The sequence below is a fragment of the Yonghaparkia sp. Soil809 genome (assembly GCF_001429705.1).
Lineage (GTDB): Bacteria > Actinomycetota > Actinomycetes > Actinomycetales > Microbacteriaceae > Microcella.
This window is the reverse complement of record NZ_LMSV01000001.1, coordinates 38,964-61,679: the sequence shown is the minus strand read 5'-3', so window position 1 is coordinate 61,679 and position 22,716 is coordinate 38,964. Positions and strand designations below refer to the sequence as shown.

The following is a 22,716-nucleotide window of genomic DNA, read 5'->3' as shown; positions in this document are numbered from 1 at the left end:
GCGCATGAGCCCTCGCCCCCGCCCATCCCGCGTCGTCCGGTACCACGAGCGCGGCGGACCCGAGGTGATGGGCCTCGAGACGATCGAGGTGCCGCCGCCCGGCGCGGGCGAGGTGCGCGTGCGCTTCGCCGCGGGTGGGCTCAACCCCGTCGACGCGAAGATCCGGTCGGGCCGCTCGCGCATCGCGATCCCGCTCCCGGTCGACGTGGGCCGCGAGTTCGCGGGCGTCGTCGAGGAGGTCGGGGCGGGCGTGACCGGTATCGCACCGGGCGACCGCGTCTTCGGCTCGATCCCGCAGCGCGCGTTCGCCGACTGGGTGCTCGCCCCCGCCGGGGTCGTCGCGCGCGTGCCCGACGGCGTCGCGCTCGAGGTCGCCGCCGGGCTCGCGCTCGCCGGCCAGACGGCATGGGACGCCCAGGAGTCGCAGGGGCTCGTCGCGGGCGACACGATCGTCGTGAGCGCGGCCGCCGGCGGCGTCGGCGGAATCCTCGGCCAGCTCGCCGTGCATCGCGGCATCCGCGTCATCGGCACGGCCGGTGCCGGCAATCACGCGTGGCTGCGCGCCCGCGGCGTCGAGCCCGTGCTCTACGGCGAGGGCCTCCGCGAGCGGCTCGCCGCGGCCGCGCCCGGCGGCATCACGGCGGTGTTCGACCAGGCCGGCGCCGAGACCATCGAGGCGGCACTCGCGCTCGGCGTGCCGCCCGAGCGCATCAACACGGTCGCGACCGATGCGAGTGCCTACGGGGTGCGGGGCGTGGGGCGCGGCGCCGTGCATCCGCCCACTCTGGATGCCCTCGCCGCGCTCGTCGCCGACGGCACCCTCGACGTGCCGATCGCCGCGACGTTCCCGCTGTCGGAGGTGCGGACGGCGTTCGCGTTCCTCGAGGCGGGGCACCTGCGCGGCAAGGTCGTCGTGACCGCCGACGCGCCTTCGCAGTAGCCGCGGCCCCGCGGTGGCGCGGTGCGACGCGCCCCGCGCGCCTCTTCACTAGGCCGCGACACGCCGGGCTGATAGCCTGGGCGAGGCGCGGTTCCGCGTCACCCAAATGAATACCGCACGGAGCAGGCCGGCTCGAAGCTGGTCACCGGTGGTGATCTCCCGTCTCGCAGCGCTCGCGCAGCGCCGGAACGGTGGATGTCTACTGTTGGCCAGAGCAGACCCGGCGGCATCACGCCGACGTCCCTTCCTGCCCGCTCCTGCTCCGCGCGTCGCGTCGCGCATCCACTTCGGGATGCCCGGGGCACAGACGTGTAAGGAGACAGACCTCAATGGAAGGTCCTGAAATCAAGTTCGCCGAGACCGTTCTCGACAACGGCAAGTACGGCACCCGCACCGTCCGCTTCGAGACGGGCCGTCTCGCGCAGCAGGCGCAGGGCGCGGTCGCCGCGTACCTCGACGAGGAGACGATGCTGCTGAGCGCCACGAGCGCCGGCAAGCACCCCCGTGAGGGCTTCGACTTCTTCCCCCTGACGGTCGACGTCGAGGAGCGCGCGTACGCCGCGGGCAAGATCCCCGGCTCGTTCTTCCGCCGCGAGGGCCGCCCCTCGACCGAGGCCATCCTCGTGTGCCGCCTCATCGACCGCCCCCTGCGCCCGACCTTCATCGAGGGTCTGCGCAACGAGGTCCAGATCGTCATCACCGTGCTGAGCATCGCGCCCGACGAGTTCTACGACGCCCTCGCGATCAACGCCGCGAGCGCCTCGACCCAGATCTCGGGTCTGCCCTTCAGCGGCCCGATCGCGTCGGTGCGCCTCGCGCTCATGCCCGACAACGCGGGCGGCGGCCAGTGGGTCGCCTTCCCGAAGCACAGCCAGCTCGCCGAGGCCGTCTTCGACATCATCGTCGCCGGCCGCGTCGTGACGAACGCCGATGGCAGCGAGGACGTCGCCATCACGATGGTCGAGGCCGAGGCGACCGAGGGCGCCTGGGGTCTCATCCAGGGCGGCGCCGTCAAGCCGAGCGAGGAGATCGTGGCCCAGGGCCTCGAGGCCTCGAAGCCGTTCATCATGCAGCTCGCGAAGGCCCAGCAGGAGCTCGCCGCGCAGTCGGCGAAGGAGATCCAGGACTACCCGGTCTTCCTCTCCTACAGCCCCGAGCTCTACAGCGCCGTCGACGAGATCGCCCACGAGGAGCTCGCGGGCGTCTACCAGATCGCCGACAAGGTCGAGCGTCAGACCGCTGACGACGCCCTCAAGGCGCGCGTCAAGGTCGCCATCGAGGGCCGCATCGCCGCGGGCGAGCTGCCCGAGGACTCGCTGAAGGACTTCGGCGCCGCCTACAAGTCGGTCTCGAAGAAGATCATGCGCACGCGCGTGCTCACCGAGGGCGTCCGCATCGACGGCCGCGGCCTCGCCGACATCCGCGCGCTCGACGCCGAGGTGCAGGTCATCCCGCGCGTCCACGGCTCGGCGATCTTCCAGCGCGGCGAGACGCAGATCCTCGGCGTGACGACGCTCAACATGCTCAAGATGGAGCAGCAGATCGACTCGCTGAACCCCGTCACGAGCAAGCGCTACCTGCACCACTACAACTTCCCGCCGTACTCGACCGGTGAGACCGGCCGCGTCGGCAGCCCCAAGCGTCGCGAGATCGGGCACGGCTTCCTCGCCGAGCGCGCCCTCGTGCCGGTGCTGCCGAGCCGCGAGGAGTTCCCCTACGCGATCCGTCAGGTCAGCGAGGCCATGAGCTCGAACGGCTCGACCTCGATGGGCTCGGTCTGCGCCTCGACCCTGTCGCTGCTCAACGCCGGTGTGCCGCTGCGTGCGCCGGTCGCGGGCATCGCGATGGGCCTCATCAGCGACGAGGTGGATGGTGAGACCCGCTACGCGGCCCTCACCGACATCCTCGGCGCGGAGGACGCCCTCGGCGACATGGACTTCAAGGTCGCCGGCACGAGCGAGTTCGTCACGGCCATCCAGCTCGACACCAAGCTCGACGGCATCCCGTCGTCGGTGCTGCAGCAGGCTCTCGGCCAGGCGAAGGACGCCCGCATGGCGATCCTCGCGGTCATGAACCAGGCGATCGACGCGCCCGACGAGATGGCCCCCACGGCTCCTCGCGTCATCAGCGTGCAGATCCCGGTCGACAAGATCGGCGAGCTGATCGGCCCGAAGGGCAAGACGATCAACGCGATCCAGGACGAGACCGGCGCCCAGATCTCGATCGAGGAGGACGGCACGGTCTACATCGGCGCCGTCGACGGCCCCTCGGCCGAGGCCGCCCGCGCCCGCGTCAATCAGATCGCCAACCCGATCAACCCCGAGGTCGGCGAGCAGTACCTGGGCACCGTCGTGAAGCTCGCGGCGTTCGGCGCGTTCGTGTCGCTCATGCCCGGCAAGGACGGCCTGCTGCACATCAGCGAGGTCCGCAAGCTCGCCGGTGGCAAGCGCGTCGAGAACGTCGAGGACGTGCTCAGCGTGGGTCAGAAGATCCTCGTCGAGATCACGAAGACCGACGACCGGGGCAAGCTGTCGCTCGCGCCCGTGCTCGCCGACGGCGAGGGCGCCGAGGCGCCCGCCGAGGGCGAGGACGGCTAGTCCGACCCCGAGCACCGAACGACCGGATGCCCGCTCCCGACCCCGGGGGCGGGCATCCGTCGTTCGCGGCGAGCGCTACTCGGTGCGCGAGAGCCCCGAGAGCACGGCGCGGCCGATGAGGTGGTCGCGCAGGATGAAGCCGAGCAGCGCGGGCGTCGCGTCCTCGGGGACCTCGATCGACGGGACGTCGAGGGCGTTGACGATGAAGTAGTACCGGTGGTCGCCGTGGCCCGAGGGCGGCGCAGCGCCGAGGAAGCGCTTGAGACGCAGCTCGTTCGCGACCGTCACCGCGCCCTCGGGCAGGAGCCCGGCATCCGGGTCGCCGGCGTTCGCCGGGAGCGATGTGCACGAGGCGGGCAGGTTGTAGACCGCCCAGTGCCACCAGCCGCTGCCGGTCGGCGCGTCGGGGTCGTACATCATGACGACGTAGCTCTGCGTCCCCTCGGGGGCGCCGCTCCAGTGCAGGGCGGGGGAGCGGTCCTCGCCGCCGGCTCCCGCGATGCCGGAGCGCGCCCACTGGGGCAGCTCTTCGCCCTCGGCCAGGTCGGGGCTCGAGAGCGCGAAGGTCGGAACGTCGGGCAGTCGCCAGAACGGGTCGTTGGTCACGGTAGGCCTCCTGAGGCGTCGATCCATCGTGCGGATGCTCCTACCGTGCCATGCCTCCCCGTACGACCCCTCGGATCTATGCAAATTCATGCAGTTGTTCCCCAGGTGATGCACAGCGCGCTCAAGCCGCACTGGGGGGTTATTCCGACACTCAACGATAGATTCGCGACCGTCAACCCAAGCCGGAGGGGCCCACGACCCGATGGAGTCACTACCGCCGTTCGCCCCCGAACGGCGCCTCACACGATTCGAAGGAGAATTGTGGACTTCCAGATTGTGCAGGCGTTCTTCATGCTCGGCTTCGTCGCGATGGCGGCGGGCACTCTGTGGTTCTTCATGGAGCGGAACGATCTCAAGCCGGAGCTGAGGTCCGTCGCGACGTACGCCGCGGTCATCACCTTCGTCGCGTCCGTCCTCTACTACGTCATGAAGGACATCGTCGCGTTCCCCGGCGGCGCCATCGACGCTGCGGCCGTCGAGGCGACCGCTCCGATCCGATACATCGACTGGCTCATCACGACCCCGCTGCTGCTCATCGAGTTCGGCATCATCGTCGCGCTCGCGGGTGCCGCGAAGAAGGGCCTCGTCACCCGCCTCGTGATCGCCGACATCATCATGATCGTCACCGGCTACCTCGGCGAGATCGGCGAGCCCGGCTCGGCCGGCAACGTCGTCTTCTTCGTGATCTCGGTGCTGGCGTGGCTCTACATCGTCTACGCGATCTTCCAGGTCAAGGTCGGCGGCGCGCCCGAGCACGTCAGGCGCGCGGTCTCGATCATGCGCCTGTTCGTGATCATCGGATGGTCGATCTACCCGCTCGGCACGGCCACGCAGGAGTTCCTCGAGCTCAGCGGAAGCGACCTCGCCGTCGCCGCGAGCGCCGCCGCGATCATCTACGTGATCGCCGACGTGCTCAACAAGGTCGGGTTCGGCATCGTCGCGGTCAACGCGGCGAAGAAGTCGTCGGGCATCGACGAGGTGCACCCCGCCTCGTAGCCCGAGAAGATCCCCGATGCGGTCGCGCCTGTGGGGGCGCGGCCGCATCGTGGCATCCGGACCGGAGCATCCGACCTTTCGTCATTCACGGTCGGATAACGATGGCGTGGCGGAGTCGAGAGGACGTCGATTCGAGCGCTACCGTGTGGCCACGTTCCGACCCCGCGGCGACCCGGCCGCAGCTCGAAAGGCCCCGACCGTGACCGACACGAGGGGCGGCGCCGACCTGATGGCGTCGCCGCCGATGACCTCCCCGTCATCGATGCCCAGCGCACCCCCCTCTCCGGCCGCGGCATCCTCGCCCTCGTCTCCCGCCGATTCCTCGGCCGACGTCCCGGTCCGGTGGCGGCGCATCGGCCCGAGCGCTCTCCGCGTCTTCCCCCTCGCTCTCAGCGGCACGACCTTCGGCTGGACCGCCGACGAGTCGACCACGACGGCGATCCTCGATCGCTTCCTCGAGCTCGGCGGTTCGTTCATCGACACCGCCGACTCCTACGCCGGCGGACGCAGCGAGATCATGGTCGGCAACTGGATGCGCCGCCGCGGTGCGCGCGACCGTCTGACGATCGCGACCAAGATCGGCAAGAGCGCCGACAGCCCCGGCCTGTCGGCGCGCGCGGTCGAGTCCGCCGTCACCGCGTCGCTGGATCGGCTCGGCGTCAGCAGCATCGACGTGCTGTATCTGCACATCGACGACGAGTCGGTGCCCTTCGAGGAGACCCTGGCCGCGGTGGACGAGCTCATCCGTGACGGTCGGGTGCGCGCCTTCGGCGGCTCGCACCACACTCCCGACCGGCTGCTCGAGGCGCGGATCGCGGCCGGCCAGCTCGGGGTCGCGCCCATGATCGCGCTGCAGAACCACTACAACCTGCTGCACCGCACCGAGTTCGAGGGCGGCCTCGCGCGGGTCGCCGCCCAGCTCGACCTCGGCGTCATGCCGCGCTTCGCGCTCGAGGGCGGCTTCCTGACCGGGAAGTACCGCGGGCGCGCCGATCTCGAGCGGCACCGGCGCGGGTCGGCGGCGGCGAGGCACCTCACGCGCCGCGGGATCCGCATCCTCCACGCCCTGGATCGCGTCGCGGCCGACGTCGGAGCGCCCGTCGCGACCGTGTCGCTCGCCTGGCTGCTCAGTCGTCCGCGCGTCGTCGCCCCGGTCGTGTCGGTGAGCGGGGCGGAGCAGCTCGACGCGGTGATGGCCGCGCCGTCGCTCGTGCTCGGCCGGCACCATCTGACGGAGCTCGACCGCGCGAGCTCCTAGCCGCACGGTGTCCCGCTCGGCGGCCGCGACTGCCGGTGCGGAGGAGGCGGTCAGCGCGCGGTCTCGCCGATGACGCGGTCGAACACGCGGCGCAGGGCCGAGCTCGCGGCGATCACGTCGCCCACGTGGCTCCAGGCCATCGCGCCGTCGTAGGCGAGCATGAGCTCGTCGGCGGCCTCGCCCGGCAGCGGGTGGTCCATCCTCGAGAGCGTCGATTCGAAGATCTCGTGCAGCGACTCGTGGAACTCGGTGACGACGACGCGCACCGGGTGCGTCGGGTCGGGGAACTCCGCTGCGGCCTTCTGGAAGGGGCACCCGCGGTAGCCGGGGGCGTTCACCTGCGCGACCACGGCATCCGCCACCAGCCGGAGCCCGACGCGCGGGTCGGCGTGGGCGGCGACGAGGCCCTCGAACGACTCGATCGAAGCGTCGCGCCGCGTTGAGATGTACTCGAGCACGAGGCGGTCCTTCGAGCCGAAGTGCTTGTAGAACGTCGCCTTGGTGACCTTCGACTCCGAGATCAGCAGGTCGACGCCGACCTGGCGGATGCCGTCGTCGTAGAACCGGCGCATGGCGGTCTCGAGGATCCGGGCCTTCGCAGGGGCGACACGCCGTGCGGCCTCGAGGGGGGCGCTGACCGTCACGGTGTGTCTCCTCACTGCAGCGCTGCCGATGTCGTCGATCGGGGGTCGGGACGACAGGGGCGCTGCATCTGCTTCGCGAGGAGTGGGTAGCTCCTCCGACCGCTCCGGAGAACCGGCTCGATGCGATCACTGTAGCAGGGGACAGACCGGGTTGTCTGTCCGCATTTGAATTCCTTTCGTTCCCCAATCCGGGGGGTCGGCCGTTCACCGACCCGCACGAGCGCGATGACATAGGGTCGAGGGCGACGAAGGAGTGCGATCGTGTCCCGGTACGTGTACCTCGTGCGCCACGGCGAGCAGCAGGACGCCGAGCACGGGCTCCCCGACGGCCCGCTCAGCGGGCGCGGTCAGCGGCAGGCGACGGCGATCGCGGAGCGACTCAGCGGCGTGCCGTTCGCGAGCGTGCACACCTCGCCGCTCCAGCGGGCGGTCGAGACGGCGCGCACGATGACCGCGCGCATGCCCTCGATCGAACCCGTGCCGACCGCGCTGCTCATGGACTGCATCCCCTCAGGGCCCTCGCCCGACATGCCGCACGCCTTCGAGTCGTTCTTCGGGGGCGTGACCGAGGCCGAGATCGCGGCCGGTGAGGCGCAGATGGCCGACGCGACCGCCGAGTGGCTCTCGCCCTCGCGGGACGATCGCCACGACCTGCTCATCACCCACAACTTCGTCATCGCCTGGTTCGTGCGCGAGGTCTTCGACGCACCCGCCTGGCGATGGATGGGCGTCAACCAGGCCAACTGCGGCCTCACGATCATCCGCGTGCGCTCGGCGAAGCCGCCCGTGCTCGTCGCGCACAACGACCTGGGGCACCTGCCCGTGGAGCTGCGTACCGGACTCCCGGTCGACCAGCCCTTCTGAGCGGCCGCGAACGTCCGAGAGCGCTCAGGCGTTCTGGCCCGCGAGGCGCTCCAGACGCAGCTGGGTGAACCGCATGCTCGACGACTCGGTGCCGAGCACCGCGCGCATGACCGCGAGCATCAGGCGCGTGGCCGTGATCGCCGGCCACCACGGGCGACGCAGGCCGAGCATCCGCCGATAGCGATCGGGGAGGGAGGCGACCGCGCCGGCGAAGAGGATGCGGTACGCGGGCCCCACCGCGCGACCGAGCTGCGGCGACCGGAGCCAGCGCACGGCGTCGTCGACGCGCTCGTCGCGCCGCAGGACGGGGATGTAGGAGGCGATCGCGGCGTCGAGCTCGGCACGCGAGCGCGGCGGGTCGACCATGCCCATGAGCTCGCCCGCGATCGCCCACTCGCGCACGTACTGGTCGGAACCGCCGGGGATCGGTCCTCCCCAGGTCTCGTGCGAGCCGATGAAGGCGTCCGCGAAGACGCAGTGCACCCAGCCGATGAGGTCGGCGTCGTCGGCGCGGTAGGCGCGCGGGGCGCCGTCCGGGCCCGCGTACTCGCCGCGCACGCGCTCGTGGAGGCGCGACACCCATGCGCAGCCGGCCTCGGCCCGGGTGCGGTCGGCGAAGGTCGTCGTGAGCACCCAGCGCACCGTGCCGGCGAGGCGGCCGAGCGGGTCCTGCTGGTAGCGGCTGTGGTCGTGGACTCCGGCCATCGCGCCCGGGTGGAGGGTCTGCATGAGGAGGGCGCGGATCCCCGCCACGATGGTCGGGGTTCCGTTGTGCACGACCCACACCGCGGAGCCCGGCCCGAAGAAGCCCTCGTCGTCGCCGCTCTCGAGGGCGCTTACCCAGGCGGGGACGCCGTCGGGATCGCCCGAGAAGATGGTGAGGATGCGCGCCCTCGCACGACGGAGGACGGCGGGTCGCGGCATGAACGAGACTGTCGCACATCGCTCTGAGGGGCGATCGGGAGTCGGCTGGGAGCGCTTGCCAAAAATACCCCCGGGGGTATACTCTCGCACCATGACCCAGCCCCGAACCTATGTGATCGTCGGCGGAGTGGCGGGCGGCATGTCCGCCGCCACGCGCCTGCGCCGTCTGGACGAGACCGCCCGCATCATCGTCCTCGAGCGCGGCGAGCACGTCAGCTTCGCCAACTGCGGCCTGCCGTACCACGTGGGCGGCGTCATCGAGGATCGCTCCTCGCTCGTCCTGCAGACCCCCGCCGCCCTCGGAGCCCGGTTCGGGCTCGACGTGCGCGTGCGCACCGAGGCCGTCGCGATCGACCGCGAGGCCCGCACGGTGACCGCCCGATCGGTCGAGACCGGCGCGGAGGAGCGCATCGGCTACGACGCCCTCGTGCTGAGCACCGGCGCGAGCCCCGTGCGCATCCCCATCCCGGGCGTCGAGCGCGGTCTCGCGCTGCGCGACCTCGCCGACATGGACGCGATCATCGAGCGCGCCCGCGACGCGCGCCGCGTCGTCGTCGCCGGCGGCGGCTTCATCGGTCTCGAGCTCGCCGAGAACCTCCGCCACCGCGGCCTCGAGGTCACGGTCGTCGAGATGCTGCCGCAGCTGCTGCGCCCCTTCGACGTCGAGATGGCCCACCTGGTCGCTGAGCGGATGCGCGCCCACGGCGTCGACGTCCGTCTCGGAACCGCCCTGTCGGCCATCGAGCCCGACCTCGTGGTGCTCGACGGCGGCGCCGCGACCCTCGACGCCGACCTCGTCATCCTCTCCGTCGGCGTCCGCCCCGACACGGCGCTCGCCCGCGCGGCGGGGCTCGCGCTCGACGAGCGCGGCTACCTCGTCGTCGACGCGCAGCAGCGCACCTCAGACCCCTCCATCTGGGCCGTCGGCGACGCCGCGCTCAAGCAGCGCGCCGAGGGCGGCTCGGCTCCCGTCTGGCTCGCCGGGCTCGCGAACCGTCACGGCCGTCTCGCCGCCGACGCGATCGCCGGGCGCTCGCACGACGCGGTCCCCGCGTTCGGCACCGCCGTCATCGGCGTATTCGGCCTCACGGCCGCCGTCGTCGGCCGCACCGAGCGCGAGCTGCGCGAGGAGGGGCGGCGCATCCGCGTGATCCACACCCACCCGAGCGATCACGCCGGCTACTACCCGGGCGCGACCACGCTCTCGCTCAAGCTCATCGTCGACGCCGAGACCGACCGCATCCTCGGGGCGCAGGCGATCGGCGAGAACGGGGCGGACAAGCGCATCGACGTCATCGCCACGGCGATGGCGGGCGGCCTCACCGGTCGGCAGCTGGCCGACCTCGAGCTGGCCTACGCGCCGCAGTTCGCCTCGGCGAAGGACCCGATCAACATGCTCGGCTACGTCGACGACAACCTCATCGACGGGGAGGACAGCGTGCAGTGGCACGAGCTCGCCGACCGGCTCACCGAGGGCTGGCGTCTGATCGACGTGCGCACCACCGGCGAGAACGCGGCGGGCGCCATCCCCGGCGCCGAGCTCATGCCCCTCGATGAGCTGCGCGAGCACGCCGAGTCGCTGCGCGGCGAGCGCGTCATCGTGCACTGCAAGGTCGGGCAGCGCGGCCACACCGCGGCATCGCTCCTGCGGCAGTACGGTGTGACCGCGGCGAACCTCGACGGCGGCTACACGACGTGGCTCGCCGGCACGGCGGCGACCGCCGCCCCGACCCTGACTGGAGCATCCCGTGGCTGACGAGATCACCGTCGACGAGCTCGCGCAGCACCACGCGCAGGGCCCGATCGCCCTCATCGACGTGCGCGAGCCCGACGAGTACGCGGCGGCGCACGTGCCGGGAGCGCGGCTCGTCCCGCTCGGCACGGTGCCCGACGCGGTCGAGACGATGCCGCTCGACGAGCGCATCTACGTCATCTGCCACTCCGGCGCGCGCAGCCAGCGCGCCGCCGACTACCTGCTCGCGCGCGGCTTCGACGCCGTGTCCGTCGCGGGCGGGACCTCCGCGTGGGTGCAGCGCGGGCTCGACTACGAGACGGGGGCGCGACCGTGACGACCATCCCGGCGGCCGAGGCCAAGAAGATCTCCAATCGCCTGCGCCGCGCGCAGGGGCAGCTGACCGCGGTGCTCGCGATGATCGAGGAGGGGCGTGACTGCCGCGAGATCGTGACGCAGCTATCCGCGGCCTCGAGCGCGATCGACCGCGCCGGCTTCGCCCTCATCGCCTCGGCGATGAAGGAGTGCCTGCGCGACGACACCGGCGCCGACAACGACGTCGAGGTCGCCGACCTCGAGAAGCTCTTCCTCAGCCTCGCCTGACGACCCGGTCGTTCGCGCGCACCCGCTCGACGTCAGTCGGCGGGCGCGAGCGGCTTGCCGAGCCAGAGGGTCGCGTTCGGGTTGTCGTTGAACGGCTCCACCGGCGCGAACCCGAGGCTCGCGTAGAGCGCGCCCGCCGCCGTCTGAGCGTCGTGCGTGTCGAGCACGAGCTCGCGCGCGCCGCTCTCGCGAGCCCGGCGCTCGAGCTCGAGCATGAGCGAGCGCCCCGCGCCGATCCGCCGCGCGTGGGGCTGCACCCACACGTGCTTCACCTCGCGGCGCGACCCGAGGGGACCATCGGGGATCGTCCTGATGCCTCCGCAGCCCACATCGGCCGGCTCGCCCGCGAGATTCTCGCCCTCCAGGAGCAGGAACACCCCGCCCGGGGGCGCGAACTGCGCGGCGTCCACGGTCGGGCGCCGGTACGCGCGACCGGAGGGGAACCCGTCGGCGCGCGCGGCGAAGTACTGGTCGAGCAGCGCCGCCGCGGTCGGGTCGGTCGGCATCGCCTCGCGGAAGGTCACCATCCCTGAAGCCTACGAGCGCACGGCGGCGGACGCTCGGCATCCCGACAGTAGGCTGATCCCATGGTCATCCGGGTCGCCGTCGTGGGCGCGAGCGGGCGTCTGGGCTCCGTCGCGTGCCGCGTCATCGAGCAGCAGCCAGATCTCGAGCTCGTCGCGCGCCTCACCTCGCGCAGCTCCCTCGACGACATGCTCGGCGCTGACGTCGTGCTCGACGTCACCCACCCCGGCGTCTCGCCGACGGTCGTCGATCACGCGGTGCGCGCCGGCCTCGCGGTCGTCGTCGGAACGAGCGGCTGGAGCGAGGACCGCGTGCGGACGCTGCGCACCCTCCTCGCGGGCCGAGAGGATGCCGCGGTCGTCATCATCCCGAACTTCTCGGTCGGGTCGGTGCTCGCGACGCACTTCGCGACCATCGCCGCGCAGTTCTACGAGTCGGTCGAGATCGTCGAGGCGCACCACGCCGCCAAGGTCGACTCGCCGAGCGGCACGGCCGTGCGCACCGCGGAGCTCATCGGCCACGCGCGCGCCGAGCTCGGGCCCGTGGTCGCGCCGCACGTCGACCAGCGCGCGAGGGGTCAGCAGGTCGCGAGCGTGCCCATCCACTCGCTGCGACTGCAGGGCGTCGTCGCGAAGCAGGACGTCCACTTCGGCGGAACCGGCGAGGTGCTCACGCTCACCCACGAGACGCTGTCGCCCGCCGCGTACGAGCAGGGCATCGCGCTGTCGATCCGCGCCGCGGCGCACGTCCGCGGCCTCGTCGTCGGGCTCGACCGCCTCATCGGGCTCGGTGCTCCCGGTTCTCCGGGTGCGCCGGCGGATCCCTCCGCGCCGTCCGCGGCGACGGACGCTCCCGCGTGAGGAATCGCACGCGCTGGAGTGCGCTCGCGATGGGCGCACTCCTCCTCCTGTACCTGACGTTCACGGTCTTCTACGCCGTGCAGCTCATCACGGCTCCGCAGCCTCTCGCGCAGGTGATCGGCTGGGCGCTCCTCGCTCTGCCGCTGCTGGGAGCCGTGTTCGCCGTCGCCGAGTTCGTGTTCGGCTTCCGCACCGAGCGGCTGGGCCGTCGGCTCGAGGCCGATGGAGGGCTGCCGGCCGACGAGCTCCCGACGCGCGTGAGCGGTCGGGTCGAGCGCGCGGCGGCCGACGAGGTCTTCGCGCGCTACGCCGCCGAGGCCGAGGCGAACCCCGGCTCGTGGGCGCATTGGTTCCGCCTGTCGCTCGCGTACGACGGCGCGCGCGACCGTCGGCGCGCCCGGTGGGCGATGCGCGAGGCGATCCGGCTCGCGCGCGCGGACGGGATCCTCTAGGCCGCGGCGTCGGACGACGCGGCGGGGGAGCGCCCGCCCGTGACCGATGCGCGCGCCTCCGGATGCACGAGCTCCGCGATCGCCTGCTCGATCGTCTCGTGCCGGAACCGGAACCCGTCGGCGATCAGCTTGGCCGGCACCATCTTCTGGCTCGCGAGCAGCAGCTCGCGCCCCGCCTCGCCCATCCCGAGCGCGATGACCCTCTCCGGCAGCACGAGCGCGTTCGGGCGGTTCATCGCCGCCGCGAGCGCGCGCGTCACGCGGTCGCTCGTCGCGGGCGTCGGGCCGGCGAGGTTGACCGGTCCGCGGACGCCCGAGGTGAGCAGGTGCACGATCGCGCCCGCCTCGTCGTGCAGGCTGATCCACGGCCAGTGCTGGCCGCCGGAGGCGACGCGCGCGGCGAGTCCGAAGCGGGTCAGCAGGCGCAGCGGCGTCATCGCGCCGCCGGGGCCGATCACGAGGCCCGTGCGCGCCAGGACGACGCGCGTGCCCTCCGGCGCGAGCTGCGCGGCCTGCTCCCAGGCCTCGACGACGTCGGCGAGGAACCCTTCGCCCTTGCTCGACTCCTCCGTGAGCCGCACCGCGGGGCGGTCCCCGTAGTAGCCGACCGCGGATCCGCTGATGAACGTCGCGGGCGGCCGCTCGGCCATGCCCATCGCCTCGGCGAGGGCGCGCGTCGCGCCGATGCGCGAGTCGAGGATCTGCCTCTTCCAGCCCGGCGTCCACGGGATGCGGCTGATCGAGGCGCCCGACAGATTGACGACCGCATCCACCTCATCGAGGATGCGCGCGTCGAGAACGCGCGATTCCGGCGACCAGGCGAACTCGGTCTCCGATCGCGGCGGACGCCTCACGAGGGTGCGCACCGCGTGCCCCTGCGCGCGCAGCTGACGCTGCAGCTCCGAGCCGATCATGCCGGAGGCGCCGGCGATGAGCACCGTGAGCGGCCGGCCCGCTCCGTCGGAGCTCGCGCCGCGGCCGGTTCGGGGTGCGGGCGCCACTACGCGAGCGACGCTTCGAGCGTGATCCGCACGCCCGCGAGAGCGGCCGACACGGGGCAGTTCTTCTTCGCGTCCTCCGCGAAGGTCGCGAAGTCGTCGGCCGAGATGCCGGGGATCTTCGCGCTCACGAGCAGGTGGCTGCCCGTGATGCCCTCGCCGGGCACGAACGTGACGGCGGCGGTGACCTGCAGGCTCTCCGGGGCGTGCCCGGCACCGGTCAGCGCGTGCGAGAGCGCCATCGAGTAGCAGGCCGAGTGCGCGGCGCCCAGGAGCTCCTCCGGGTTCGTCTTGCCGGGGACGCCCTCGCTGCGGGCCGCCCACGTGACGGGGAACTCGGCCGCATCCGACGAGTCGAGGGATGTCGTGCCGTGCCCCTCGGTGAGGGATCCGAACCAGAGGGTGGTGGCTTCGCTCGTGACGGCCATGGGGGTCTCCTTCGTCCTGACGGGAGCTTCAGCCTACGGAAGTGATCCGACACGCGCGAGAGGCCGCCGCTCAGGCGCGTCGGCTACGGGAGCCCGCTACGCGCGTCGCGGCCGGATCGCTCCGGCGCGCACGAGCAGCACGTACAGCTGGCACCCGAGGCAGTAGTCGAAGACGGCGTTGAGGAAGGCCGCGACGAACGCCATGGAGGCGGCGACGACGAGGGCGCCCGGAACGCCGAGAAGGTGCAGCACGAGACCCGCTCCCGTGATGAGGAATCCGACGAGCTGCGCGAAGGTCGGCGCCGCCGGGTCCTCGCGGTGGGTCGGGGGAGCCAGGCGCGGAGCGACGAGCGTCGCGTACAGCCGACCCCACGGGTGGCGGCGGATGCCCGCGAACGCCCCCCAGGCGAAGATTGCGACGAGCGCGGCGAGAACCGCGGTCGCGGCGACGGCCGCGCCGCTGAGCGCGAGCCCCACGACCACGAGGAGCAGCACGGCGGTGATCGCGGCGCCGAACCGGGGGCCGCGCGGGTCGATCCCCGGCTGCGTGCCGGCCTCCGAGGACGTCCCGGCGGCGCTCACGCGGCGGCTCCGATGCTCTCGCGCACCGACTGCACGGCCGCGCGCACCTCGGCGGGCTTCGCCGCGCCGACGATGCGGCCGCGGACGATTCCGGCGGCGTCGATGAGCAGCGTGGTGGGCGTGCTCAGAACGTTGTGCGCGCTCGCGAGGTCGGGGTGCTCGGTCACGTCCAGCTCGCGGCGCGCGAGGCCGTCCTCCTGCGCGACGAGCTCCTCGCCCACGCGCCGCATGACCGCGCAGGCCGAGCAGACGGGGCTCGAGAGCTGGAGCAGGGTCACGTCGGCGCCCGCGACCGCGAGACGGGCATCCGCCGCCTGCGATGCATCGGCGACCACGACGCGAACCGACCGGGCGCGGATGACGAGACCGATCGCCGTGGCACCGATGATGAGCGCGGCGATCGCGAGGAGCGCGGGGGAGTCCATGAGATGAGGGAACCACGCACGGGGCTTCATCTATTCCCCGACCGGCCCGCATGTGACGTTCCATGACGCGCGAGCGCACCGGCGGTCGGATGCCCGCGGCCGCCGGTAGGGTTTCGAACGTGTCCGACGCAGCCGAGATCACCTTCCGCTCCGATGTGACCGTCGAGCTCGTGCGCGCGAGCGCCGCCGACTCCGACGTGCTCTTCGCCGCCCGCGTCTCGACGCAGGGGGAGCAGACGCTCGAGAGCGCGTCCTCCGGGCAGGACGCGACGGTGCGCGACCGCGGCCTCATCAACTACCTCATGCGCGACCGGCACGGCTCGCCGTTCGAGCACAACTCGATGACCTTCTACGTGCAGGCGCCGATCTTCGTGTTCCGCGAGTTCATGCGGCACCGCATCGCCTCCTACAACGAGGAGTCGGGCCGCTACCGCGAGCTGCGTCCCGTCTTCTACGTGCCCGGCGCCGACCGGAACCTCATCCAGGTCGGCAAGCCCGGCGCCTACGACTTCCTCCCCGGGACCCCCGAGCAGCACGCGATGGTCGATGCGGAGGTGCGCGGCGTCTGCGAGGCGGCGTACGCCTCCTATCAGCGGATGCTCGACGCGGGCATCGCGCGCGAGGTGGCCCGCACGGTCCTCCCGGTGACGATCTACAGCTCGATGTACGTGACGATGAACGCCCGCTCGCTCATGAACTTCCTGTCGCTGCGCACGAAGCGCGAGGGCACGCACTTCCCCTCCTTCCCGCAGCGCGAGATCGAGATGGTCGCCGAGCTCATGGAGCAGCGCTTCGCCGAGCTCATGCCCCTCACCTACGAGTCGTTCAACGCGAACGGCCGCGTCGCCCCGTAGCCGGGCGCACGGCGGCGCGGCGGCGGGCGCGAGCCGATACCCTGGGAGCTGTGAGCGAGCAGAACCCCTTCGGCCAGGTCCTGGTCGCCCTGGTGACCCCGATGACCGCCGACGGCGAGGTCGACTGGCCCGGGGTCGAGAAGCACATCGAGCACCTCATCACCCACGGCGCCGACGGCATCGTCGTCACCGGCACGACGGGCGAGACGAGCACCCTCACCGACGCCGAGAAGCTCAAGCTCGTCACGGTGGGCAAGGCGGTCAGCTCCGGCCGCGCGACGATCATCACGGGCGGCGGCTCGAACGAGACGGCGCACGCGATCGAGCTCTACAAGGCGAGCGAGAAGGCCGGCGCCGACGGCGTCATGATCGTCACGCCCTACTACAACAAGCCCACCCAGGCCGGTGTGCTCACGCACTTCCGCATGATCGCGGACGCGACCGATCTGCCGGTCATCCTCTACGACATCCCGGGACGTGCGGGCATCGAGATCAAGTACGAGACGATCCTCCGCGCCGCGAAGCACCCGAACATCCTCGCCGTGAAGGACGCCAAGGGCGACCTGAGCGAGGTCAGCCGCGTCATGAACCAGACCGACCTCATGTACTTCGCCGGCGACGACGCGAACGTCCTGCCGACGCTCGCGATCGGCGGAACGGGCCTGATCGGCGTCACCGCGAACGTCGCACCCGCGAGCTACCGCGCGATCGTCGACGCCGTCAACGCGAACGATCTCGCGTCGGCGACCGCCGAGCACCAGCGCCTCGAGCCGCTCGTGCGGGCGCTCATGACGCACGTCCCCGGCACGGTCGCGACGAAGTACGTGCTCCACGGGCTCGGCCGCATCGGGTCGCCCCGCGTGCGTCTGCCCCTCGTCGGCCCCGAGGACCACGAGGCGGCGATCATCGAGGACGAGATGGCGCTCGTGCACGACCTCGACGGCGTCGACCTGCGAACGTTCCGGCCCGATCGCAACGCCGCGGCCGGCGGTGCCCTGCCCAAGGTGGCCGGCACCACCCGATAACAGCCTCACCAGGGGGCACGAGGCCCCGCCATGATCAGGCCCGCCAGGGCCGAGCGAGACAGATACGAGGTTCCACCCGTGCCCCATGCCATCGAAGAGGCCCCCGCCCTCGAACCCGGAACCCTCCGCGTCACGCCGCTCGGCGGCCTCGGCGAGGTCGGCCGCAACATGGCCGTCTTCGAGATCGACGGCAAGCTGCTCATCGTCGACTGCGGCGTCCTCTTCCCCGAGGAGCATCAGCCCGGCGTCGACCTGATCCTCCCCGACTTCTCGCCCATCCGCGACCGTCTCGACGACGTCCTCGGCGTCGTCCTGACGCACGGCCACGAGGACCACATCGGAGCCGTCCCGTACCTGCTGCGACTCCGCAACGACATCCCCCTCATCGGCTCGACGCTCACGCTCGCCCTCATCGAGGCGAAGCTCAAGGAGCACCGCCTCCAGCCGTACACGCTCACCGTCACGGAGGGCCAGCAGGAGAAGCTCGGCCCCTTCGACCTCGAGTTCGTCGCCGTCAACCACTCCATCCCCGACGCTCTCGCCGTCGCCATCCGCACGGTCGCGGGCACCGTGCTGCACACGGGCGACTTCAAGATGGACCAGCTGCCGATGGATGGCCGCATCACCGACCTGCGGGCGTTCGCGCGCCTCGGCGAGGCAGGTGTCGACCTGTTCATGACCGACTCCACGAATGCGGATGTCCCCGGCTTCACCCCGAGGGAGCGCGACATCGGCGCGGTGCTCGAGACGGTCATCGCGAAGGCTCCCCGCCGGGTCATCGTCGCGAGCTTCTCCAGCCACGTGCACCGCGTCCAGCAGGTGCTCGACGCCGCGGCCGCGAACGGCCGCAAGGTGGCGCTCATGGGCCGGAGCATGGTCCGCAATATGGGCATCGCGGCCGAGCTCGGCTATCTGAAGGTGCCGGAGGGCATCCTCATCGACTACAAGAAGGCCGCCAACCTGCCCGACGACCAGATCGTCTACATGTCGACGGGGTCGCAGGGCGAGCCCATGGCGGTGCTCGCGCGCATGGCGAACCTCGACCACCAGGTCGAGGTCGGCAAGGGCGACACGGTCATCCTCGCCTCGAGCCTGATCCCGGGCAACGAGAACGCGGTCTACCGCGTCATCAACGGGCTCATCGCGCTCGGCGCGACGGTCGTGCACAAGGGCAACGCGAAGGTGCACGTGTCGGGGCACGCCGCCGCCGGCGAGCTGCTCTACTGCTACAACGTCGTCCGGCCTCGCAACGTCATGCCCGTGCACGGCGAGGCCCGCCACCTCGTCGCCAATCAGCAGCTCGCGATCGACACCGGAGTCCCGGAGGAGCGCACGATCCTGGCGGAGAACGGCACGATCGTCGACCTGCGCGACGGCGTAGCCCGCATCGTCGGTCAGCTCGATCTCGGCGAGGTGTACGTCGACGGCTCGACGGTCGGCCAGATCACCGACGCCGACCTGAAGGACCGCCGGATCCTCGCCGAGGAGGGCTTCATCTCCATCTTCGTGGCGGTGGATGCTCAGACCGGTCGTGTCGTCGTCGGCCCCGAGCTGCACGCTCGCGGGTTCGCCCCCGACGACAGCGTGTTCGACGCCGTCATCCCGCAGATCGAGAAGGCGCTCACGGAGGCGGCCGAGAACGGCACGCGCGACAGTCACGCCTTCAGCCAGGTCGTGCGCCGCGTCGTGGGCCGCTGGGTCAACACGCAGCACCGTCGTCGGCCGATGATCGTGCCGGTCGTCATCGTCGCCTGATCGATACCGGTTCGGGACCGACGACCCCTTATCGCGGCGAGGGGGCGGGAGTACGGTCTCCGCATGATCCGTCCTCAGTTCCGACGTCGGGCGATGGGCGGGGCGCTCGCAGGGGCGCTCCTCCTCGCCCTCGTGGGGTGCGGCCCGACCGCTGAGCCGGTCGCCTCGCCGAGCGCGAGCGTCGACGTCTCGCCGAGCGCCGAGCCCTCGGAGTCCCCGACTCCGACCCCGGACCCGACGCGACCGGCGCTCGCCGAGCTCGCCCTGAGCGCGGAGGGTCTCGGGCCACTAGCCCTGGGCGACCCGCCGGACGAGGACCCCGCCACGCGCATGGTGTCGTTCGAGCCGGATGCCTGCGTGAGCACCGAGGCCGAGATCGCCCCGGGAGGCCCCGGCGCCGACCTGTGGCGCACCGACCCGGCGTACGCGACGACGACCCCCGCGTACGGCCCAGGGACAGCGTTCGGCGTCGGCGTCGACCGCGACACCGGCATCGTCGATCGCATCGATCTGTACTCGGCCGACATCCCGACCGACGGGGGAGTCCGCATCGGCGACGCGGGGGCGAGCGTCGCCGCGGCGCACCCCGACGCGACTGTCGTCCCCGAGTACTTCACCGACATCCACGTGGTGACCGGCGCGATCGGCATCCTTCAGATCGAGGTCGCGAAGAACCCTCCCGACATGGAGGGCGACTACTGGGAGGGGCGCGCCGGGACCGTCGTCTACATCCACGCGGTGACGACCGACCTCGGCGTGTTCTCGGTGGCGGCGAGCGGCAACCTCGTCGGCGTCTGCGGCGCCTGAGCCGCGCCTCCCGCCCGCGCGAGCGTGTCGGGCCGGTCGGCGTCGGAGGTCGCGGGTACCGTGACTCCATGGCTTCGTCCAGTCGCACATCGTCGCGCCCGCGCACCTCGACGCCGCGCGGTTCTGCGGCGGCGAAGAAGCCGAGCGCCCGCACGCAGGCCACGAAGAGGCTGCCCGCTCCGCCGACCGAGCAGCCGGGCATCCTCTCGAGCGCCTGGATGGGTCTCGCGCACCTGACCGGCGGCGCCTTTCGAGTGCTCGGGAAGGAGACCCTCGCGAAGGAGGAGCGCCGCGACGGCGTGCCCTTCCTCATCGTCTTGCTCGCGGTCGTCGGAGCGATCGTCGAGTGGTTCACGCCCACCGATCCGGTCGCGCTCGCGCTCGACGCGTACACGTTCGGCGGGCTCGTCGGCCGCGTGGCCTACGCGCTCCCGGTGATCATGGTCCTGTTCGCGGCGTGGCTCTTCCGGCACCCGGCGAGCGTCCACGACAACACGCGCATCGGCATCGGGCTGGGCCTCCTGATCGCGAGCGTGAGCGGTCTCTGCCACATCGCCCTCGGCGCCCCTCAGCCCACGGAGGGCGCGCTCGTCCTCGCCCAGGCCGGCGGCGTCATCGGCTGGCTCCTCGGCGGGGCTCTGCTGCTCGCGACCGTCTGGGTGGCGATCCCCGCGCTCGTCGTGATCGCGTTCCTGTCGGTGCTGATCATGACGAAGACGCCGCCGAACCGCATCCGCGAGCGCCTCGGCGAGCTGTACGCCTACCTGTTCGGGGCCGAGCTGCCCGAGCGCGGCCGCGACAAGAGGCCCAGCGCCGACGACGCGATCGCCCCCGAGTTCGGCAGTTTCAGCGACCTCGGCCTCGACATGGAGGACACCTCCTCGATGCCGTGGTGGCGCAAGGGCCGCCCGCGGGCCGAGGTGCCCGCCTTCGACACGCCCGTCGAGCGCGACCAGCCCACCGATGTGATCGGGGCGGATGCCGTGGCCAGGGCCACGGGGGACCTCGCGGCCGTTCTCGACCAGGCCGAGCAGGCCATCCAGCGCGCGACGGGCGAGCAGCCGGCGCGCCCCTCCGGCGTCCGCGAGGACGCGGAGCCCGCGATCCTCCCGGGCTTCCCGACGACGGCGAGCGAGAAGGGCGAGGCCGGCGAGTTCGCGCCTCCGCCGATCGCGAAGACGAGCCCGCCCTACCGTCTGCCCGCGGCATCCGTGCTCGCCCCCGGCACGCCGCCGAAGGCGCGCAGCGCGGCGAACGACGCGGTCGTCGCGGCGATCACCGAGGTGCTCACGCAGTTCCAGGTCGACGCGCGCGTCACGGGGTTCAGCCGCGGCCCCTCGGTCACGCGCTACGAGATCGAGCTCGGTCCGGGCGTGAAGGTCGAGCGCTTCACGGCGCTCACGAAGAACATCTCGTACGCGGTCGCGAGCAACGAGGTCAACATCCTCTCGCCGATCCCGGGCAAGAGCGCGATCGGCGTCGAGATCCCGAACGTCGACCGCGAGGTCGTCTCCCTCGGTGACGTCCTGCGCTCGAGCGCGGCCGGCAAGGCCCTCCACCCCATGACGATCGGCGTCGGCAAGGACGTCGAGGGCGGCTACGTCGTGGCGAACCTCGCGAAGATGCCCCACCTCCTCGTGGCCGGATCGACCGGCTCGGGCAAGTCGAGCTTCATCAACTCGATGATCACGAGCCTCCTCATGCGCGCCAAGCCCGCCGAGGTGCGCATGGTCCTGATCGACCCGAAGCGCGTCGAGCTCGCGGCGTACCAGGGCGTGCCGCACCTCATCACTCCGATCATCACGAGCCCGAAGAAGGCGGCCGAAGCCCTGCAGTGGGTCGTGAAGGAGATGGACATGCGGTACGACGACCTCGCGTCGTTCGGCTTCCGCCACATCGACGACTTCAATCGCGCCGTGCTCGCCGACGAGATCGTCCTGCCGGAGGGCAGCAAGCGCCAGCTGCAGCCCTACCCGTACCTGCTCGTCGTCGTCGACGAGCTCGCCGACCTCATGATGGTCGCGCCGCGCGACGTCGAGGACTCGATCGTCCGCATCACCCAGCTCGCCCGCGCGAGCGGCATCCACCTCGTCCTCGCGACGCAGCGCCCGAGCGTCGACGTCGTCACGGGCCTCATCAAGGCGAACGTGCCGAGCCGTCTGGCCTTCGCGGTCTCGAGCATGACCGACAGTCGCGTGATCCTCGACCAGCCGGGCGCCGACAAGCTCATCGGCCAGGGCGACGGCCTGTTCCTGCCCATGGGGGCGAGCAAGGCGGTGCGCGTCCAGGGCGCGTGGGTCACCGAGCCTGAGATCGCCGCGGTCGTCGACCACGTCAAGAAGCAGGCCCGCCCCGAGTACCGCAACGACGTCGCCGTGGAGGCCGAGAAGAAGCAGATCGACGCCGACATCGGCGACGACCTCGAACTGCTGCTGGCCGCGACCGAGCTCATCGTCGGCACGCAGTTCGGCTCGACCTCGATGCTGCAGCGCAAGCTCCGCGTCGGGTTCGCGAAGGCCGGTCGTCTGATGGATCTCCTGGAGTCGCGCGACATCGTCGGCCCCTCCGAGGGGTCGAAGGCGCGCGACGTCCTCGTCAGCCCTGAGCAGCTGCCGGAGGTCCTCGCGCGGCTGCGCGGGGACGACGCGCCGAGCGGCTCCTCGGCCGCCGGCGGCTCGAGCGGCGCGGCGTCGGGCGCATCCGCCGCCCTCGGGAGCGATCCGGTCGACGAGATGACCCGGGGGTATCCTGAGGCCGAGGGCGATTCCGACGAGGACGCCTGGGGGCTCACCGGTCGCGACTGAGCCGCGCCCGGGCTCGACGAGAGGACACCATGCCGCG

General features: G+C 71.8%; 23 protein-coding genes. 15 read left to right on the top strand and 8 right to left on the bottom strand.

Going from position 1 to position 22,716, the window contains the following annotated elements:
• Positions 1-4 precede the first annotated feature (4 nt).
• Complete coding sequence (locus ASG83_RS00325) at positions 5-940, top strand: NADP-dependent oxidoreductase (protein WP_055855711.1); 936 nt, start codon at positions 5-7, stop codon at positions 938-940.
• A gap of 329 nt (positions 941-1,269) precedes the next feature.
• A complete protein-coding gene (locus ASG83_RS00320; RefSeq protein ID WP_055855707.1) occupies positions 1,270-3,537 on the top strand; it encodes a polyribonucleotide nucleotidyltransferase in 2,268 nt (755 codons plus the stop codon).
• A gap of 75 nt (positions 3,538-3,612) precedes the next feature.
• Here ASG83_RS00320 and ASG83_RS00315 read toward each other — a convergent pair whose 3' ends face one another.
• Positions 3,613-4,143, bottom strand: a complete 531-nt coding sequence (locus ASG83_RS00315; RefSeq protein WP_082598963.1) for a YbhB/YbcL family Raf kinase inhibitor-like protein — start codon at positions 4,141-4,143, stop codon at positions 3,613-3,615.
• Positions 4,144-4,404: 261 nt separating this feature from the next.
• Between ASG83_RS00315 and ASG83_RS00310 the strand changes: the two genes are divergently transcribed.
• Positions 4,405-5,139 carry a bacteriorhodopsin gene (locus tag ASG83_RS00310; RefSeq protein ID WP_055855703.1) on the top strand — a complete coding sequence of 245 codons (735 nt, stop codon included), beginning with the start codon at positions 4,405-4,407 and terminating at the stop codon, positions 5,137-5,139.
• 199 nt (positions 5,140-5,338) lie between these two features.
• Positions 5,339-6,397: an aldo/keto reductase gene (locus ASG83_RS00305; protein WP_055855700.1), complete on the top strand. Its 1,059-nt coding sequence runs from the start codon at positions 5,339-5,341 to the stop codon at positions 6,395-6,397.
• A 50-nt stretch (positions 6,398-6,447) separates the two neighbouring features.
• Here the strand turns inward: ASG83_RS00305 and ASG83_RS00300 are convergent, their stop codons facing one another.
• Positions 6,448-7,041 (bottom strand): TetR/AcrR family transcriptional regulator, encoded by a 594-nt coding sequence (locus ASG83_RS00300; protein WP_055855697.1) that lies wholly within the window; start codon positions 7,039-7,041, stop codon positions 6,448-6,450.
• Positions 7,042-7,302: 261 nt separating this feature from the next.
• Here ASG83_RS00300 and ASG83_RS00295 point away from each other — a divergent pair, with 261 nt between their 5' ends.
• The gene (locus ASG83_RS00295; RefSeq protein ID WP_055855695.1) at positions 7,303-7,905 is read left to right on the top strand and encodes a histidine phosphatase family protein; all 603 of its coding nucleotides are present in this window, start codon (positions 7,303-7,305) and stop codon (positions 7,903-7,905) included.
• Between the two features lie 24 nt (positions 7,906-7,929).
• On the opposite strand, the gene ASG83_RS00290 is transcribed toward ASG83_RS00295, so the two are convergent.
• Complete coding sequence (locus ASG83_RS00290; protein ID WP_055855693.1) at positions 7,930-8,829, bottom strand: oxygenase MpaB family protein; 900 nt, start codon at positions 8,827-8,829, stop codon at positions 7,930-7,932.
• A gap of 91 nt (positions 8,830-8,920) precedes the next feature.
• On the opposite strand from ASG83_RS00290, the gene ASG83_RS00285 reads away from it, so the two are divergent.
• Genes ASG83_RS00285 through ASG83_RS00275 form a run of 3 tightly spaced genes read left to right on the top strand, consistent with a single transcriptional unit; the run spans position 8,921 to position 11,164 of the window.
• Complete coding sequence (locus ASG83_RS00285) at positions 8,921-10,585, top strand: FAD-dependent oxidoreductase (RefSeq protein ID WP_055855690.1); 1,665 nt, start codon at positions 8,921-8,923, stop codon at positions 10,583-10,585.
• Positions 10,578-10,898: a rhodanese-like domain-containing protein gene (locus ASG83_RS00280; protein WP_055855687.1), complete on the top strand. Its 321-nt coding sequence runs from the start codon at positions 10,578-10,580 to the stop codon at positions 10,896-10,898. The genes ASG83_RS00285 and ASG83_RS00280 overlap by 8 nt, the downstream gene beginning before the upstream one ends.
• Positions 10,895-11,164: a metal-sensitive transcriptional regulator gene (locus tag ASG83_RS00275; RefSeq protein WP_055855684.1), complete on the top strand. Its 270-nt coding sequence runs from the start codon at positions 10,895-10,897 to the stop codon at positions 11,162-11,164. The genes ASG83_RS00280 and ASG83_RS00275 overlap by 4 nt, the downstream gene beginning before the upstream one ends.
• Positions 11,165-11,196: 32 nt before the next feature.
• Here the strand turns inward: ASG83_RS00275 and ASG83_RS00270 are convergent, their stop codons facing one another.
• Entirely contained in the window at positions 11,197-11,691 is a 495-nt protein-coding gene (locus ASG83_RS00270) for a GNAT family N-acetyltransferase (protein WP_055855681.1), read from the bottom strand.
• Positions 11,692-11,751: 60 nt separating this feature from the next.
• Between ASG83_RS00270 and dapB the strand changes: the two genes are divergently transcribed.
• Both dapB and ASG83_RS00260 read left to right on the top strand, forming a co-directional pair.
• Entirely contained in the window at positions 11,752-12,549 is a 798-nt protein-coding gene (dapB, locus tag ASG83_RS00265) for a 4-hydroxy-tetrahydrodipicolinate reductase (protein ID WP_055855678.1), read from the top strand.
• Complete coding sequence (locus tag ASG83_RS00260) at positions 12,546-13,001, top strand: hypothetical protein (protein WP_235451406.1); 456 nt, start codon at positions 12,546-12,548, stop codon at positions 12,999-13,001. Before dapB ends, ASG83_RS00260 begins: the two co-directional genes overlap by 4 nt.
• On the opposite strand, the gene ASG83_RS00255 is transcribed toward ASG83_RS00260, so the two are convergent.
• From ASG83_RS00255 to ASG83_RS12960, 4 genes are all read right to left on the bottom strand, one after another.
• Entirely contained in the window at positions 12,998-14,002 is a 1,005-nt protein-coding gene (locus ASG83_RS00255) for a TIGR01777 family oxidoreductase (RefSeq protein WP_255358241.1), read from the bottom strand. The genes ASG83_RS00260 and ASG83_RS00255 overlap by 4 nt on opposite strands.
• On the bottom strand, positions 14,002-14,427 hold the full coding sequence (locus ASG83_RS00250) for an OsmC family peroxiredoxin (RefSeq protein ID WP_055855673.1): 426 nt from the start codon (positions 14,425-14,427) through the stop codon (positions 14,002-14,004). The genes ASG83_RS00255 and ASG83_RS00250 overlap by 1 nt, the downstream gene beginning before the upstream one ends.
• 96 nt (positions 14,428-14,523) lie before the next feature.
• Positions 14,524-15,009, bottom strand: a complete 486-nt coding sequence (locus ASG83_RS12965) for a DUF4395 domain-containing protein (protein ID WP_055855671.1) — start codon at positions 15,007-15,009, stop codon at positions 14,524-14,526.
• On the bottom strand, positions 15,006-15,434 hold the full coding sequence (locus ASG83_RS12960; RefSeq protein ID WP_055855666.1) for a thioredoxin family protein: 429 nt from the start codon (positions 15,432-15,434) through the stop codon (positions 15,006-15,008). The genes ASG83_RS12965 and ASG83_RS12960 overlap by 4 nt, the downstream gene beginning before the upstream one ends.
• 119 nt (positions 15,435-15,553) lie before the next feature.
• Here ASG83_RS12960 and thyX point away from each other — a divergent pair, with 119 nt between their 5' ends.
• The 5 genes from thyX (at position 15,554) to ASG83_RS00215 (ending at position 22,679) form a co-directional block, all read left to right on the top strand.
• A complete protein-coding gene (gene thyX, locus ASG83_RS00235) occupies positions 15,554-16,288 on the top strand; it encodes an FAD-dependent thymidylate synthase (RefSeq protein WP_369813364.1) in 735 nt (244 codons plus the stop codon).
• A gap of 50 nt (positions 16,289-16,338) precedes the next feature.
• The gene (dapA, locus tag ASG83_RS00230; protein ID WP_082598955.1) at positions 16,339-17,313 is read left to right on the top strand and encodes a 4-hydroxy-tetrahydrodipicolinate synthase; all 975 of its coding nucleotides are present in this window, start codon (positions 16,339-16,341) and stop codon (positions 17,311-17,313) included.
• Between the two features lie 78 nt (positions 17,314-17,391).
• Entirely contained in the window at positions 17,392-19,068 is a 1,677-nt protein-coding gene (locus tag ASG83_RS00225; protein ID WP_055855665.1) for a ribonuclease J, read from the top strand.
• A gap of 63 nt (positions 19,069-19,131) precedes the next feature.
• The gene (locus ASG83_RS00220) at positions 19,132-19,875 is read left to right on the top strand and encodes a hypothetical protein (protein ID WP_156710887.1); all 744 of its coding nucleotides are present in this window, start codon (positions 19,132-19,134) and stop codon (positions 19,873-19,875) included.
• 68 nt (positions 19,876-19,943) lie between these two features.
• Entirely contained in the window at positions 19,944-22,679 is a 2,736-nt protein-coding gene (locus tag ASG83_RS00215; RefSeq protein ID WP_055855659.1) for a DNA translocase FtsK, read from the top strand.
• The last annotated feature ends 37 nt before the right edge of the window (positions 22,680-22,716 follow it).